This window comes from Candidatus Tisiphia endosymbiont of Hybos culiciformis (genome assembly GCF_964030975.1).
Classification (GTDB): Bacteria; Pseudomonadota; Alphaproteobacteria; order Rickettsiales; family Rickettsiaceae; genus Tisiphia.
In genome coordinates this window covers 1599264-1614174 of sequence record NZ_CAXIQH010000001.1, presented here as the reverse complement: position 1 = coordinate 1614174, position 14911 = coordinate 1599264, and the positions used below count along the sequence as shown (strand labels likewise).

The window sequence follows — 14911 nt, the reverse complement described above, 5'->3', positions numbered from 1 at the left end:
GTTCATAAACTTGCGTTAATTTAACATTTTTGACCATTCTGGGTCAGAGGCATCTTGAGGAGTGAGAATCTCTCTTTCATTATAACCGGTTAAATCAATGGAATATATACGATTTCTACCTGCTTGTTTGTTTCTAGGAGGCCAACCTTTAGCAAACATAATTATCCTACCATTTGCTGACCAACACGGACTTTCCACTAGGTATCCACTAGTTATAATTCTTTCACTATTCTCCTCGCCATTGGCAAGTACTTTCATTAGCCCAATGGTAAAACCTTCTCCTTTAGAAATTTTAGTAAAGGCTATATAATCTCCCCTAGGTGACCAACTTGGTGCAGCATAAACCCCTCCGCCAAAACTGATACGTTCCACATTTGAACCATCAGAATTCATAATATATAATTGTCTTGCTCCACTTCGATCAGAATTAAAAACTATTTTACTGCCATCCGGTGAATAGCTAGGAGAAGTATTAATCCCAATACCCTTGGTCAATTGCTTAGTCGCCATACTATCCAAATCAATTTCAAAAATATGGGTAGCACCATTTCTTGCTATTGACATTATAGCCTTATCCCCCTGAGGGGAGAATCTTGGGGCAAAGGACATACCAGGGAAATTACCGACTAATTTTTCTTTACCTGTTTTAAGATCACGAATATAAACATGTGGTTTTTGTTTCCGTGCATACGATAAATACATAATCTTATCTGCCTGCGGGGAAAATCTTGGAGTAAGAACTAGATTTTTACCGTCTGACAGATATTTATGATTAGCACCATCATGATCCATCATAGCTATTCTCTTTACCCGTTTTAGATAAGGTCCACTTTCTGACACATACACTATTCTCGTATCAAAATAACCTGAATCTCCGGTAATTTTCTCGTAAATCTTATCAGCTATTTTATGAGCTACCCTACGCCATAAATGTGCTGGTATTTCAAACACCTCACCTATAAGATCTTTTTCTAAACTTACATCCCATAATATAAAACTAACCTTTATCTTGCCAGAAGATAGCTTAGTAACCTCACCATTAATTAGCAAATTAGCATTAATTTGTCGCCAAGCAGCAAAAAGAGGCTTATGTTGTATTCCTAAAACTTGTTCTATAAAAGAGGTAGTAGAAATTGGGCGAAACATGCCGGAACTCTTTAGGTCATTAGATATTACACTAATTATATCAGTACCAATTACACTATTCCCACCATCATCTGCATCAAATTTATTAATAGCTATCGGCATTGGATCAACATGTCCACGCTCTATAACTATAGTTTCTATTGCATAGCTATTAAAGTTAATAGCTAATAACAGTATATTTCCTACATAAGCCAACAATTTAGCTAGTGCCAGGCTAGTTGGTAATATTGTTGCCGAAACTTGCCTATGTTCCTCACGTACGTCTCTATACGCGAAGGTAGCAGGCTTTGTCTCTCCTAAAAATCCCGAGGGCTTTTTTGACTTATACAAGAAGTCTAATATAACAAATAAATACTTGACCACTAATCTCACCTAGATACTTTTTTAACAAATTATATTCAAAATATTATTTTTTACTCTGTTTAAGCAATATATCATAAAAATTTCTGCCACTAAGTAAAAAATCTAATTAAATTATGTTTTAACATAAATTTGTTGATATATATCAAAACCAGCTGGATTTAGCTTATAATCAATTTCTGCTTGCTGCAGATGTTTCAGTGCTTTAATGCAATCATCTAATTTAAGCCTATTTACAGCTTTTTTAAAACTTACCACATATTTGTAAAAAATTGGTGGAGATAGTGATTTTACAGCTATATCTATATCAACACCAGTTTCTAATTTACTCAATACAGTGTATAAATTCAGATAATATCTGATTAATGCTCTGATAATTAGTACTTCATTAATATTTTGTTGTTTTAATTTATTGAATTCTTGTAGAAATTTATCAGGATCTCTTGAGGAAAAATAAGCACATAGATTATCCCCATTTCCCATAAAATCATCACTAACTACCCGCCGTGCATCATCCAAAGTAATCTGCTCTTTATCAAATGCAAAATATATTAATTTATCGATTTCACTAACTAGCATTTGGTGATCGCCTTTTAGGCGAGTTGTTAAATAGTTAACAGCATCTTCTTTTATAACCTTACCCACACTATTACATTTATGTAAAATTATCTTAGCAATTTTTTGTTCATCGTCATGATAACAAGCTAAAGAAGCCAAATAAGTTTCAGTTTCAAAGAACTTACGTATGCTAGAAGCAGTTGATAATTCATCAGCAATAAACACTAAGAAATGTAATGAATCTTTACTAAGAGCAAGTTTTAAAGATTTATCTATAGACTCACCAACTGACCTTACGATAATCAATTGTTTCTGCATAAAGAAATTTTGGGTATTAACTAAAGTATCAAGCGAGCGAGATTTAATCTCTGAATATTCTATCGAGGTTTTTAGTAAATCAAATTTCTTCAGCAAAGTCTTACAAACTTTATCTATATACCCTTTATCTGGACCATAAAGTAACAGAGCCTTAATTTGTCCATTGTCTATCTTGTCAAGTAGTTGCACAATTTGTGATAGGTAGAACTTCATCTTTAATGCTCATATTTACGGCTATAGCTAACCCGATTAGGTTGTTGATATCGTTATAAATTCCTAAATGGTCATTGCGAGTAGGCGTAAGCCGACGAAGCAATCCATTTTTGTCACTTTTTTGGATTGCTTCGTCGCTACTAAAGTAGCTCCTCGCTAATAGCGAAGGAATTATCTATAACCTTAACGGTTTAGCTATACTATTTTGTTTAAAATATAAAATTAATCTTTCCAGTGTCTCATTCGCCCCTTGTTTCGTAAGTTCTTCTAATGCCTTCTCATTTTCTATATAGCTGTGATAAGGTGAAGAAGCAGTGCTATAAGAAGTTACATGCCGGAACGTTCCTGAAGTAACATCTTGATTAGTTACAATATCAACTAACCTATATTGAATAGTTTGACTTACTGTTTCTCTTAACACATCAGAATTCTTTTGAATAATAAGTGGTAAACTTTTGTTGGTAAATTGTACCTTTAATAAATACTTCGTTGTTGATGTTGTAGATCTTGGCAAAATACTAGACAAATAATAACAAAATTCTGCACCACCAATGGAGTCTATTGGCTCAATTTCAATAGCACTTAATTGGTTTAATTCCTGTAAACTATATTTATTACTATATACAGGTCTTAAACTACAAGAAGTAGATAAAAACAAGTAAGTGACGATTAATAATAAATTCAAGCTACTCTTTATCAACTATTAGGTTCCTCCTGTTTAGTTCCATCCTGAGATTGTTCACTATCATTTTCATCCACTTTGTTTTTATTATAGTTACGCCTTCTAGGGGGACGCGAATAATTTGATTTTTTATCAATATATTTACGATTTGACTTAATGGTATCAACAACATTTTCATTGTTTAACTCAGTTACCACTAATGCCTTATCCGTTTCTTGATTAACAACAACTTCCTCTTTATCAATTGTTACTTCTACATTTTTATTTAACTCATTGCTAGTTTCTAATTTATCAGAGTTTTTCCATTTTTGCTTCTTTCTATTAGGATTTGAATTAATAGGCAACTCTTTATTATTCTTTTCTTCTTGATAATTAGAGGACTGATTTTGAATTAGTGGTTTATTAGCAGTCCCAGCATGGTTAGCCTTTTTTGGCAATTTTATTTTTTCAATTGAATAATTATCAGAAGTGGCAGATGGATCAGCGTGGAACCTTAACTTTAAACTATACTTTTCTTCAATTAGAGATATTTCTAAACGTTTATTATTCAGTAAATAGATGACCGAATGAATATTAGCAAAAACATTTACTAGATCGATATTGTCATTAAAGATTTCATTTTCTATCGTACGTAAAATTAACATAGCATTTGACTCATCTGCTCTAACAAGCCCTTTGCCATTACAATACGAACAAATCGATGAATTCGATTCCAAAAATGATGATCTTAATCTTTGGCGAGACATCTCAAGCAAACCAAATTGGCTAATATTAGCAGTTTGAATTCTTGCACGATCCCGACTTAGAAATTCCTTAAAAGATCTCTCAATAATCCTACGATTTCTAGTATCATACATATCGATAAAATCAATAACTACTAAGCCTGATAAATCTCTTAATTTAATTTGCCTAGCAATTTCTCTGGCAGCTTCCAAGTTAGTTTTTAACGCCGTTTCTTCAATATTTTTTTCAGCAGTTGCTCTGCCTGAGTTAACATCAATTGAAATAAGAGCTTCTGTTGGATTTATTACTATATATCCACCAGAAGGTAAAGCAAAAACAGGTTGATATAACTTGGTTAGCTGCTCTTCAACAACAAATTTTGTAAAGATTGGTATTTTATTTTTGTATTCTTTGAGCTTACCGAGATCCGTAGGTAATATATCCTTCATGAATTTTACAGCATTTCGATATGACTCACTACCTTGTATGATTAACTCTTTAACGGTATGATCACACATATCTCGGATGACCTTTTGAATTAGCCCATCTTCTTCGTGTATAAAACATGGAGCTATAGATTTAAAGGTACTCTCTCTAACTTTATTCCATAATCTTACTAAATAATCATAATCTCTTTTTATGTCTAAAGTAGTACAGCCAGCACCAGCCGTACGAATTATAATACTTGACGCACTGCTACTATTAGTTGAAGTTATTTTACTTACTATATTCTTAAGCCTTCTTCGTTCATCAGCATTGGATATCTTACGCGATACACCATTTTGCGAGGGCGTATTAGGCATTAAAACACAATATTTCCCAGCAAGAGACAAAAATGTCGTAAACGACGCACCTTTATTACCCCTTTCCTCCTTGGTAACTTGTACAAGCAGAACCTGTCCCTTTTTTATTACTTCTTGAATTTTATATTGCTTTTGTTTATTCTCTTCATCTTTATCACTTCTTTCCACACTTATTGTTTCAATGTCGTTATCTAAAACATCTAAATTAAATTCTACCTGAATTTTTTCGTCCACTAATCTTTCTATAGCATTTAAATCAATTTCTTCACTATCTATTATCAGATTATAATCTCTCTTTGTTTCGGGTTCTACAAGATCATCTTGGGTAATATCTGAAAGAGAGATTTCTTGTAACTTATTTATAGAGGGCAAAGATTTAAGGTCAGATGCTGGTATATTATAATAATATGGACTAATTTCAGTGAAAGGTAAGAATCCACTTTTGTCCGGACCATAGTCTATAAAGGCAGCCTGTAAGGCGGGTTCAACTCTTATAACTTTTGCAAGATATATATTACCCTTGTTTTGCTGTTTTATCGCAGTTTCATATTCAATATCTTCAATATTGTTATTCTGATTTAGTAATACTACCCTTGTTTCATTAGGAAAGTTAGCATCAACTATAATTTTCTTACTCATTAATTTTTTACTCGTAAACTTCTAGGTATATCTCTAATCTCGTAAACCTAGTAATATTAAAGAACATCTATTTAATTATAACAAATTTAAAACTTAAATATTAAGTTTTAAATTGAGAAAACGTTTAATAAATTTAACAAGTACACTAAAATAACTCTACTTACATAAGCTTGACAAAAAATAACTACAACTTAAAACAGTTCTATATCTAAATTTTATTCATGGTCATAATAAAATATAATTAGACAAATTTTAATGAATAAGCTAATGTACTTTTGGTTACACAAAACTTCTTAAACGCCTCTCTATAAGAAATTTATATACGATGTAATCTAGTTTAGCAAACAATTATTTATGACCAAAAATAATCATTTAAAAACAGCTTTGCTATTGTTTGTTAGTGTATTTCTTTTTGCATGTATTACTTACATCAATGCCCTAGTAATACCAGATTTTCTAGTAAGTAAAGGCTTATCTGGAGAACAGCTAGACCATATTGAATCAATCGAAATGTTAGGTTATATAATAGCTGGTTTATTCTTAACCCCGTTAATTAATAAAATCAGTGATAACAAAACTACCATTGTTAGTCTAGTCTTACTGATAATAGGTATATTAAACCTAATTATGATTAAGGATTACACTCTCCTTAAAATCAATTTTATTGTAATGGCATCTGCCTACTACACTTACATAACCACAACTATCATCAAAATAGTGGAGTTAACCAATAACTATAAATACTATAAATATTTTGCTCTTATTGTCTTTTCTTTGTTATGGATAGCTGGGCAGTTTACCGTGGATTTACTAGCCGGATTTCTAGAATCAGCGATAAATGGGCTATTATTATGCACATTGCTTTATAGTTTCATTATTATAACTTGCTTGCAAAGGGAGAATATTAACAAAAATACAACTTTAGTTTCTAGATTTTCATTCTTAATTGAGAATATAGAATTACAGGTTCTAACAGGCTTTATGGTATCTTACATTACTTTTGATATATTGTGGTATTATGAAGAATTTGCTTTAGAAAAACACTTCCCTGTATCAAAGATAGACGCTATTACTCATTATACTCTTATGAGTATATTTTTCTTGATATCACCTGTCGTTTTATCATTAAAAATAATCAACAAATATCTTGCTAATTTAATATTGATGATTATCCTCTTAGGCAGTTTTATTCTTCTACCAAATTATGGAGTAACTTTAATAGGTAACATCTATCTCCTTTCTACAATTGGCGTATGTTTATGTGCTATTTTTATTTGTAATATATTAATATTATCCGGTAAATTTGAAGCCCAGGATTTGAGAACCGCACTGGCAATATATTTCACTATGTGTGCTATTGGTATTTATTCTGGAGCTTTGTCCTCTTATATATCCCATGGACTCTATGATGGGCAAGGTTTTCTATTTTCTACATATAGTGTTGTTGGAACTTTTGTACTTTATTATTCTTGGTATTTTTTTAAACGAAAATTATACAGATTTCCTACTTAAAGCAATTAAATAAATCTCTACTGATTCTTTACGGCTAGAAGATGGCTTAAAATGCTTGACCTTATGAAAATTAAGTTTAATTCTATTCAGTACACTATTTTCTGTACCACCTCGAAAAATTTTAGCAATAAAATGCCCTCCCGGCTTTAAAACTTTTAAGGCAAAGTCAATCGCATGCTCACATAAGTCAAGAGTCCGAATATGATCAGTTGTCGCATGACCCGTCGTGTTAGCAGCCATATCACTCATTACAATATCAGCACTACCATCTAGCATTTTTATAATCATCTCCTCGGTACCTTCAGCATAAAAGTCTTTTTGCAGACAATCTACGCCAATGATTGGCTCAATTTCAAGCAAATCAACTGCAACGATCATGCTATTATTACTCCCGGACTCATCAGATTTAATAATTTTGGCAGCAACCTGACTCCAGCCACCCGGTGCAGCCCCTAAATCAACTAATTTCATCCCTGGTTTTAACAAATTAAATTTCTCATGAATTTCCAACAGCTTATAAGCTGACCTGGATCTGTAACCATCAAGCTTTGCTTTAGCAACATATGGATCGTTTAATTGGCGAGCAAGCCACTCTTTTGATGAGGTTTTTCGCCTTTTTGCAGTTTTAACGGCAACAAACTTACCTCTAAAACCTAATATGTTAGATGTCATGGGACATAATCTCACTAGATTCTTTAGCAATTCTATCTAATACAGAATTAACAAAACCAACCTCGTTCTCATTCAACATATCACTTGTAATATCGGTGAATTCATTAATTACCACTTTACTTGGTACATTTGGCAAAAATTGTAATTCACAAATTGCCACACGCAAAAGAGCAAGAAGTAGAACAGGCAAGCTAGTAATTTGCCATTCAGATGTTAAATGCCTTGATATCATCTTATCAATTTGAGGTAAATTTACAACTACAGACTTTACTAACAACTCAAAATAGCTTATACTTAATTTTACTTTTATTGGTTTGTTTAAACTAGTTGTTAAATTATTAGCTGCTCGCTCATCTTGATAAAATTGAATAGTTTGTTGTATGATTCGATCTATGTTTTGATCAGGGCTTTCTGATTTATACTGATAGATTGCTTGTACCGCAGCAATACGTGCTATTGTTTTGGTGTTAATCTTGGCTGAGGTCATAAATTTTAACGGTTATTAGTAATATTAATACAGGTTAATGTCATCCCTATAGCAAACTGGTGTCTATAGCGAGGAGCCGCTTTACGGCGACGAAGCAATCCAAGAGAAAACGATTAGATTTGGATTGCTTCGTCGCCGTAAAACGGCTCCTCGCAATGACGGAGTGATGCTAGTCGAGTTAGCTATACATAAATAACATTTGTTATCACTTAATCTATTAGATATAGCAAAAAACTATAGCTTAGTAAACCTCTTTAAAATAATTGAGTTGTATGTTATCAATATTCGGATTCATTCTAACAATCAGCTTATTAGTATTTATTCATGAGTTTGGTCATTATTACGTAGCTAAAATGTTTGGAGTAAAGGTCGAGGAATTTTCGATAGGTTTTGGCAAAGAACTATTCTCTAAAACAGACAAAGATGGCGTAAAATGGAAGGTTTGTGTTCTACCCTTCGGTGGTTACGTTAAAATTTATGGATTTGACCTCACGTCACCTGAAAAATCCAATTCTTCAAAGCATTCGAGTTTGGCATACGCAAATGATCTGAAGAATTGGAACGTAAAACAAGGGGTGAGCGAGCGGAGCGTAGATAAACTACGTGAGTACGCGAATACCCCGCAGTTTTGCGAAGCCAATTCTTCAAAGCATTTGCGTACACATTATGCTTTTCTTAGCAAACCTCTTTATGCCCAATTTTTAATTATAGCTGCTGGACCTATAGCTAATTACTTATTAGCCATCCTGATATTCACAACTATTTATTTTTCTCACGGTCAAGTAGAGATACCGCCAATAATTGGTGAAGTGGTAGCTAATTCGCCCGCAGAACTAGCTGGACTTGCAAAAAACGATAAAATTGTTATAGTTAATGATAATCCAATTAACAATTTTGCCGATTTACAGAGTAACCTATTAACCAATGGAACCAAGCCTCTCCATCTTTTAGTTGAGAGAAATGGCGAGGTTATCGATATCTCTATAACTCCTGCAGAGAAAAAACTGGATAATCATCCTAATCTAAAAAGACCTTATATAGGAATTATTGCTAAAAATGAACCTATTTACATTAAAATGAATATTTTCCAAAGTATCTATCAAGGTTCTGTAGACGTTATTTATATCTCAGGTTTAATTTTAAGACACTTTGGACAAATGCTAATGGGGACAAGATCGTTAAATGAAATTGGTGGACCAATTACCATTGCCAAGGAATCAGGGAAATCCTTAGAACAAGGGGTAGCAAATTTTGCACTATTTGTTGCCATGATATCAATTAATCTAGGGCTACTCAATTTGCTACCGATTCCAGTTCTGGATGGTGGATATTTAATGTTCATAATATACCAAACAATTTTTGGAAAAACACTTAGTGGGGCAATAAAAAATGTTATACTAAGATTAGGTATGGGGATAATTATTTTTCTTATTGTAATTTCTCTGTCAAATGATATAAAAAACTTAGTTTTTAAATGATTTAAGTTATATAACCCGAATAAGTTCTGGAGACCCCAGGCGTCATTGCGAGGAGACACTTTAGTGGCGACGAAGCAATCCAGGAAGGTGATTAGAAATGGATTGCTTCGTCGGCTTACGCCTTCTCGCAATGACATCTGTAAAATTTGGCGTGATGTTATTCGGGTTAGCTATATCCATATAAAATTAAAATATAAAGAAGGTTCTTGTGAAAACAAACATCAAATCAACCATTAAAATAGCTATTTTGGCAACAACTATTTTATATAATGTCTCCGCTTTATCAGCTGAGTATGTTAAAAAAATAACTATTCAAGGTAACAAAAGGATTGAAAGCTCGACTATTGAAAATTACTTAAAGCTCCGAGTTGGAGAAGAGTATAGTACGTCAAGAGAAGATGAGGCAATCAAAAATCTTTACGCAACATCTTTATTTGAGAATATAACTATTAAACTAGTAAATGGTGGTAATTTGATAGTTACTGTATCAGAGACTCCTTTTATTACTAAAGTAATATTCAAAGGTAATGCTAAAATCAAAACTTCCGTATTATCGAAGGAAACAATTACTATGTCTGGCGAATCAATGAGTCTGGCTAAAATCCAACTGGATGTTGAAAAAATTAAGGAGATGTACAAGCGTTCTGGTCGTTATTCGACAACTGTCACTCCACAAATTGAGAAACTAGAGAATGATCGAGTAAAAGTTATTTTTGATATTGCAGAAGGACCTAAAACAACGGTTAAACAAATTTATTTCCAAGGAAATAATAATTATCGTACTAATGAACTGCAATCTGTTATCCTAACCAAACAATCAAAGTGGTTTAGTTTTCTTGAAACTAATGATACCTACGATCCAGATCGCTTGGAGTATGATAAAGAGTTGCTAAAGGAATTCTATCAGTCAGTAGGATTTGCTGATTTCCGCGTTATTTCTGTTACAGCAGAACTGAATCCAACCAAGGAATATTTTACCATCACTTATTCTGTTGAAGAGGGAGCAAAATATAATTTTGGCAACATTACTATTGACAATAAATTACCTAATATTGATCTAAATGAAATTAAAAAATATATTAATGTTATCTCCGGTGAGACATTCAATATTAATCGTTTAAATAAAATAACCAGTAAACTTTCTGAATATTTTACCAGTCAAGGTTATCCAGGAATTAGTGTTTATCCTGATACAAGTAGTAAAAATCCTGATCATACTGTCGATGTTAAATTTGTTATAGATAAGGCAGATAAAGTGTATATTAATCAAATTAATATTACTAATAATCTAAAAACTGAAGATAAAGTTATTAGGCGAGAATTTAAAATTTCTGAAGGGGATATATTTAATCGTTCTTATATCGAGAAAGGTGATCGAAATTTACGTAATTTGGATTATTTTGACAAAGTATTTATTAGCATAACCCCAACAGCTCGAAAAGATAAATATGATATTAATATTGATGTTGAGGAAAAATCAACATCATCAATTAATTTTGATGTTGGCTATAACACAGCAGGAGGAATGTTCGGACGTGTATCATTCTTGGAACGCAATTTCATTGGTAGCGGAAAATTGCTAAATGCTGGAGTACAAGCAGGAAAGAAAAGTATTAGTTACTATGGTGGCATAACCGATCCTCATTTTCTCGATAGAGACTTATCATTAGGTTTCAATGCTTTCAAAAATCATAGTGGGCGTGGTACTTCATTTCTTTCGCAAGGAGATCAAAATTATACGTTAAAATCTATAGGACTCAAAACCTCTCTTGGTTATGATATTGCAGAAGATTTAAGTCATGAGATTGATCATACTATTAAGAGAGAAATATTAAGTTCTCCAGGCAATCCGAGTTCTATATTTTTATATGAACAAATGGGAAAATTTGTTACATCAGCCATTGGACATACTATTACTTATGATCAAGTTGACAGTAAAATTATTCCTAAGAATGGTTACATTATCAGTGGTACCCAGGAATTTGCTGGTGTTGGAGGTAATAACAAGTATTTAAAACATGAACTAGACGGTAAGTATTTTAAATCTTTCATCAATAATAAATTCACTTTGAAAATTGCCAGTAGTGTAGGTAATATTATGGGTGTTGGAGGTAAAACTGTCAGAATTTCTGATCGCTTTAATTTGGGTGATTATAGTCTTAGAGGATTTGCCGCCAGTGGAATAGGCCCTAGAGAAAAAAGAACAAATGAAGGTCTTGGTGGAGAAAAATATTATACAGTTTCAACAGAACTTAACTTTCCAACTGGTTTACCAGAAGACTTTAATTTGACTGGGGTTGTTTTTATGGATGCTGGTAGTTTGTGGGGGGTAGGATTAAATTCTAAAAGTGCCTATAAAGCTGATAGTTTTTATAATGATAACTCGCTTCGTGCTTCTGTTGGAGTGGGCTTTATCTGGGTCACTCGCTTTGCACCTATCCGAATGGACTGGGCATGGCCAATTAAGAAGAAACCTTATGATGACAAGCAAACTTTCCATTTAAAGTTTTCTACACATTTTTAACAATACCCTGTTTTCGCAGGGATGACACAAAAATGGATTGCTTCGTCGGCTCACGCCCACAGCTGTCGAAAGTTAGAGGAGGAAGCGGGTTTATAGGTAATCGTAGCAGTTTAAAAGTTATGGTGTCATTCCTAGCTGCGGCGGGAATTTATAATATTTCAGAGTTTTTTGACGCTATTTTAGATCCCGCACCGAAGCAGGGATGACACAAAACCCGCTCTACCTTCTAACTTTCGACAGTTGTGACTAAAGTAGCTCCTCGCAATGACGGATAAGTATAATGGTTTTAAAAGATGTGGGTAATGCAAGACGGAGTAATGTTAGTTGGGTTGTATATATAATAAATTAAAGATATGAAACATTATAGTTGGTTAACAATAATAAGTTGTTTAGTAATTAACTACTGCTCAACTATTCATGCATCTAATACCAACGTTGAAAATAGAAATGTTGATAGCAGCCTTATGATCCGTAGTCATAAGGGCAATAATAGCCATATTGACAATAGATTTGTTGCAAGAATTGCTATTGTAGACGTACAGTCCATTCTAGAACATTCTGCAGCAATCCAGTCTATAAGAAAATATGTAGACCAGATAAGTAAAAAAATTCGACAGGATCTGTCAAGGAAGGATATGGAGCTTAAAGAAATAGATAATCTATTAATGGGAAAACGTAATTCTGTAAGTGAGGTAGCTTTTGAACAAGAAGTTAATGATTTTCATAAAAAAGTAAACATAGCACAAAAAGAAATACAGGATAGGAAAGTACACCTTGAACAGGCTCATGCTGAGGGTATAGGTAAGGTACAAGAAACAATCATAAAAATTATAAATGATTTAGCAGAAAAGCATAATCTTGATTTAGTTATACCTAGTACTCAAGTTTTATTTGCTAAAAATACCTTAAATATTACACAAGAAGTGATAGTGGAGCTAAATAACAAATTAAAACATGTTACAATTAAATATGAATAATAGAACATAGCAGTTTAAAAGTCGTAGAAAAACCCAAACGTCATTGCGAAACCACGTAGTGGTTGTGGCAATCCATATTCATTAGATTGCTTCGTCGCTACTAAAGTAGCTCCTCGCAATGACGCCGGTTATTTTTTCGCAACTTTTAAACTGCTCTGATAATAGAATATATAGGTTATAATGAAAGAATTCCCCCCTATTACAGTAGCTTATGGTGACGGTATAGGTCCAGAAATAATGCAAGCGGTATTATATATTTTAAAGGAAGCTTCTGCCAGAATACGTATAGAGGTGGTGGAAGTAGGAGAGAAATTATACCAAAAGCATTATACCTCAGGGATAGCAGAAGATACTTGGCAATCATTGGCAAGAACTAACATACTTCTAAAGGCTCCTATTACTACTCCTCTAGGCGGTGGGTATAAAAGCTTAAATGTAACTCTTAGAAAAGCCCTATCTCTTTATGCCAATATTCGCCCGGCTATTTCTTATGCTCCTTTTGTTAAAACACTGCATCCAAATCTAAACGTGGTTATAGTGCGGGAAAATGTTGAAGACTTATATGCAGGCATCGAATATCGCCAGACTCACAATGTTTATGAGTCTCTTAAGCTAATAAGCCGAGTCGGTAGTGAAAGAATTATTAGATATGCCTTTGAGTATGCGATAAAAAATAATCGTAAGAAGGTCACATGTTTTAGTAAAGATAATATTATGAAACTCTCTGACGGAATTTTTCATAAAGTTTTTGAGGAAATTGCTAACGAATATAAGCAAATTCAAAGTAACTATTATCTTATAGACATCGGCACTGCAAGACTAGCAGCTCAGCCAGAATTATTTGACGTCATTGTAACTTCAAATCTGTATGGTGATATTATATCGGACGTATCTGCGGAAATTTCTGGTTCGGTAGGACTGGCTGGCTCTGCTAATATAGGTCAAAATTATGCTTTATTTGAAGCTGTACATGGTTCTGCCTCGGATATTGCCGGTCGTAACCTAGCTAATCCTTCTGGTTTGCTTAACGCAGCAATTATGATGCTAATTCACATCGGACAACATGATATTGCTACATTAATAGAAAATGCCTGGAAGAAAACCATTGAGGACGGAGTCCATACTGGTGATATCTACAATGAGGAAATATCCAGCAAAAAAGTTGGTACTAAAGAATTTGCTGATGAAGTAGTGAAAAGACTAGGTGCCAAACCTTCTACCCTCAAAGTAGCTACATATTCATCATCAGTTGATCAACAACAAGCTACTGAGCAAATATATTCGATTAATAGTAAAGAAGTTAAAGAATTGGTAGGTAGTGATGTCTTCATCCAAATGGCAGCGTTGACTGCCCATGAGGTAGCAGAAAAAATTCAAACTATCAGTTTAGGTGATTTACAATTAAAAACCGTATCTTCCATGGGACTTAAATTATGGCCTAGGGATGAAAGATTTGAATTATTATCTGATCATTGGTGTTGTCGTTTTATGGCAAAGAATGATGGGGAAAGAATAACGCATTTATCTATAGCCCATTTACTTGAATCGCTAAGCCAGGCAAAAATAGATTTTATTAAAATTGAGAATCTCTTTGAATTTGATGGGAAAGCTGGTTACTCGCTTGCTCAAGGAGAGTAGTATTTTTTGCGGTTGTCATTGCGAGGAGCTATTTTAGTAGCAATAAAGCAATTGTAAGTTGTCATTCCCGCGTAGGCGGGAATCTAATATCCCTGCTTTCGCAGGTATGCACAAAAATGGATTGCCACGACCACTTACGTGGTCTCGCAATGACGCCTGAGTTTATATAGCACTTAACATA

12 protein-coding genes are annotated in these 14911 nt (G+C 33.4%); 6 read left to right on the top strand and 6 right to left on the bottom strand.

From position 1 onward, the window contains the following. Nucleotides 1–15: 15 nt before the first annotated feature. The 4 genes from tolB to ACQH2P_RS08730 form a co-directional block, all read right to left on the bottom strand. Nucleotides 16–1341 carry a Tol-Pal system beta propeller repeat protein TolB gene (gene tolB / locus ACQH2P_RS08745; protein WP_425364146.1) on the bottom strand — a complete coding sequence of 442 codons (1326 nt, stop codon included), beginning with the start codon at nt 1339–1341 and terminating at the stop codon, nt 16–18. A gap of 279 nt (nt 1342–1620) precedes the next feature. After that, complete coding sequence (gene holA, locus ACQH2P_RS08740; RefSeq protein ID WP_425363831.1) at nt 1621–2595, bottom strand: DNA polymerase III subunit delta; 975 nt, start codon at nt 2593–2595, stop codon at nt 1621–1623. Between the two features lie 175 nt (nt 2596–2770). Beyond that, the gene (locus ACQH2P_RS08735) at nt 2771–3295 is read right to left on the bottom strand and encodes a hypothetical protein (protein WP_425363830.1); all 525 of its coding nucleotides are present in this window, start codon (nt 3293–3295) and stop codon (nt 2771–2773) included. Continuing rightward, nucleotides 3292–5442 (bottom strand): Rne/Rng family ribonuclease, encoded by a 2151-nt coding sequence (locus tag ACQH2P_RS08730; RefSeq protein WP_425363829.1) that lies wholly within the window; start codon nt 5440–5442, stop codon nt 3292–3294. Before ACQH2P_RS08730 ends, ACQH2P_RS08735 begins: the two co-directional genes overlap by 4 nt. A 354-nt stretch (nt 5443–5796) precedes the next feature. Between ACQH2P_RS08730 and ACQH2P_RS08725 the strand changes: the two genes are divergently transcribed. Further along, nucleotides 5797–6954, top strand: coding sequence for a hypothetical protein (locus ACQH2P_RS08725; protein ID WP_425363828.1), 1158 nt, complete (start codon nt 5797–5799; stop codon nt 6952–6954). On the opposite strand, the gene ACQH2P_RS08720 is transcribed toward ACQH2P_RS08725, so the two are convergent. Together ACQH2P_RS08720 and nusB are read right to left on the bottom strand one after the other, a co-directional pair. Continuing rightward, nucleotides 6934–7626 carry an RlmE family RNA methyltransferase gene (locus ACQH2P_RS08720; RefSeq protein ID WP_425363827.1) on the bottom strand — a complete coding sequence of 231 codons (693 nt, stop codon included), beginning with the start codon at nt 7624–7626 and terminating at the stop codon, nt 6934–6936. The genes ACQH2P_RS08725 and ACQH2P_RS08720 overlap by 21 nt on opposite strands. Beyond that, a complete protein-coding gene (nusB, locus tag ACQH2P_RS08715) occupies nt 7616–8113 on the bottom strand; it encodes a transcription antitermination factor NusB (protein WP_425363826.1) in 498 nt (165 codons plus the stop codon). The genes ACQH2P_RS08720 and nusB overlap by 11 nt, the downstream gene beginning before the upstream one ends. 272 nt (nt 8114–8385) lie before the next feature. On the opposite strand from nusB, the gene rseP reads away from it, so the two are divergent. The 5 genes from rseP (at nt 8386) to ACQH2P_RS08690 (ending at nt 14730) form a co-directional block, all read left to right on the top strand. Further along, the gene (gene rseP / locus ACQH2P_RS08710; RefSeq protein WP_425363825.1) at nt 8386–9591 is read left to right on the top strand and encodes an RIP metalloprotease RseP; all 1206 of its coding nucleotides are present in this window, start codon (nt 8386–8388) and stop codon (nt 9589–9591) included. 220 nt (nt 9592–9811) lie between these two features. Then, nucleotides 9812–12115, top strand: a complete 2304-nt coding sequence (gene bamA / locus ACQH2P_RS08705; RefSeq protein WP_425364145.1) for an outer membrane protein assembly factor BamA — start codon at nt 9812–9814, stop codon at nt 12113–12115. A gap of 32 nt (nt 12116–12147) precedes the next feature. Continuing rightward, entirely contained in the window at nt 12148–12321 is a 174-nt protein-coding gene (locus tag ACQH2P_RS08700; protein WP_425363824.1) for a hypothetical protein, read from the top strand. Between the two features lie 258 nt (nt 12322–12579). After that, nucleotides 12580–13092 (top strand): OmpH family outer membrane protein, encoded by a 513-nt coding sequence (locus ACQH2P_RS08695; protein WP_425363823.1) that lies wholly within the window; start codon nt 12580–12582, stop codon nt 13090–13092. A 180-nt stretch (nt 13093–13272) separates the two neighbouring features. Beyond that, entirely contained in the window at nt 13273–14730 is a 1458-nt protein-coding gene (locus tag ACQH2P_RS08690; RefSeq protein ID WP_425363822.1) for an NADP-dependent isocitrate dehydrogenase, read from the top strand. Nucleotides 14731–14911: the final 181 nt, after the last annotated feature.

Excerpts from the sequence above, each read along its gene's own strand:
- holA (WP_425363831.1), bottom strand. The coding sequence starts at position 2,595 with ATGAAGTTCTACCTATCACAAATTGTGCAACTACTTGACAAGATAGAC.
- nusB (WP_425363826.1), bottom strand. The coding sequence starts at position 8,113 with ATGACCTCAGCCAAGATTAACACCAAAACAATAGCACGTATTGCTGCG.
- rseP (WP_425363825.1), top strand. The coding sequence starts at position 8,386 with ATGTTATCAATATTCGGATTCATTCTAACAATCAGCTTATTAGTATTT.
- ACQH2P_RS08720 (WP_425363827.1), bottom strand. The coding sequence starts at position 7,626 with ATGACATCTAACATATTAGGTTTTAGAGGTAAGTTTGTTGCCGTTAAA.
- ACQH2P_RS08730 (WP_425363829.1), bottom strand. The coding sequence starts at position 5,442 with ATGAGTAAGAAAATTATAGTTGATGCTAACTTTCCTAATGAAACAAGG.
- ACQH2P_RS08725 (WP_425363828.1), top strand. The coding sequence starts at position 5,797 with ATGACCAAAAATAATCATTTAAAAACAGCTTTGCTATTGTTTGTTAGT.
- ACQH2P_RS08700 (WP_425363824.1), top strand. The coding sequence starts at position 12,148 with ATGGATTGCTTCGTCGGCTCACGCCCACAGCTGTCGAAAGTTAGAGGA.
- ACQH2P_RS08690 (WP_425363822.1), top strand. The coding sequence starts at position 13,273 with ATGAAAGAATTCCCCCCTATTACAGTAGCTTATGGTGACGGTATAGGT.
- ACQH2P_RS08695 (WP_425363823.1), top strand. The coding sequence starts at position 12,580 with ATGATCCGTAGTCATAAGGGCAATAATAGCCATATTGACAATAGATTT.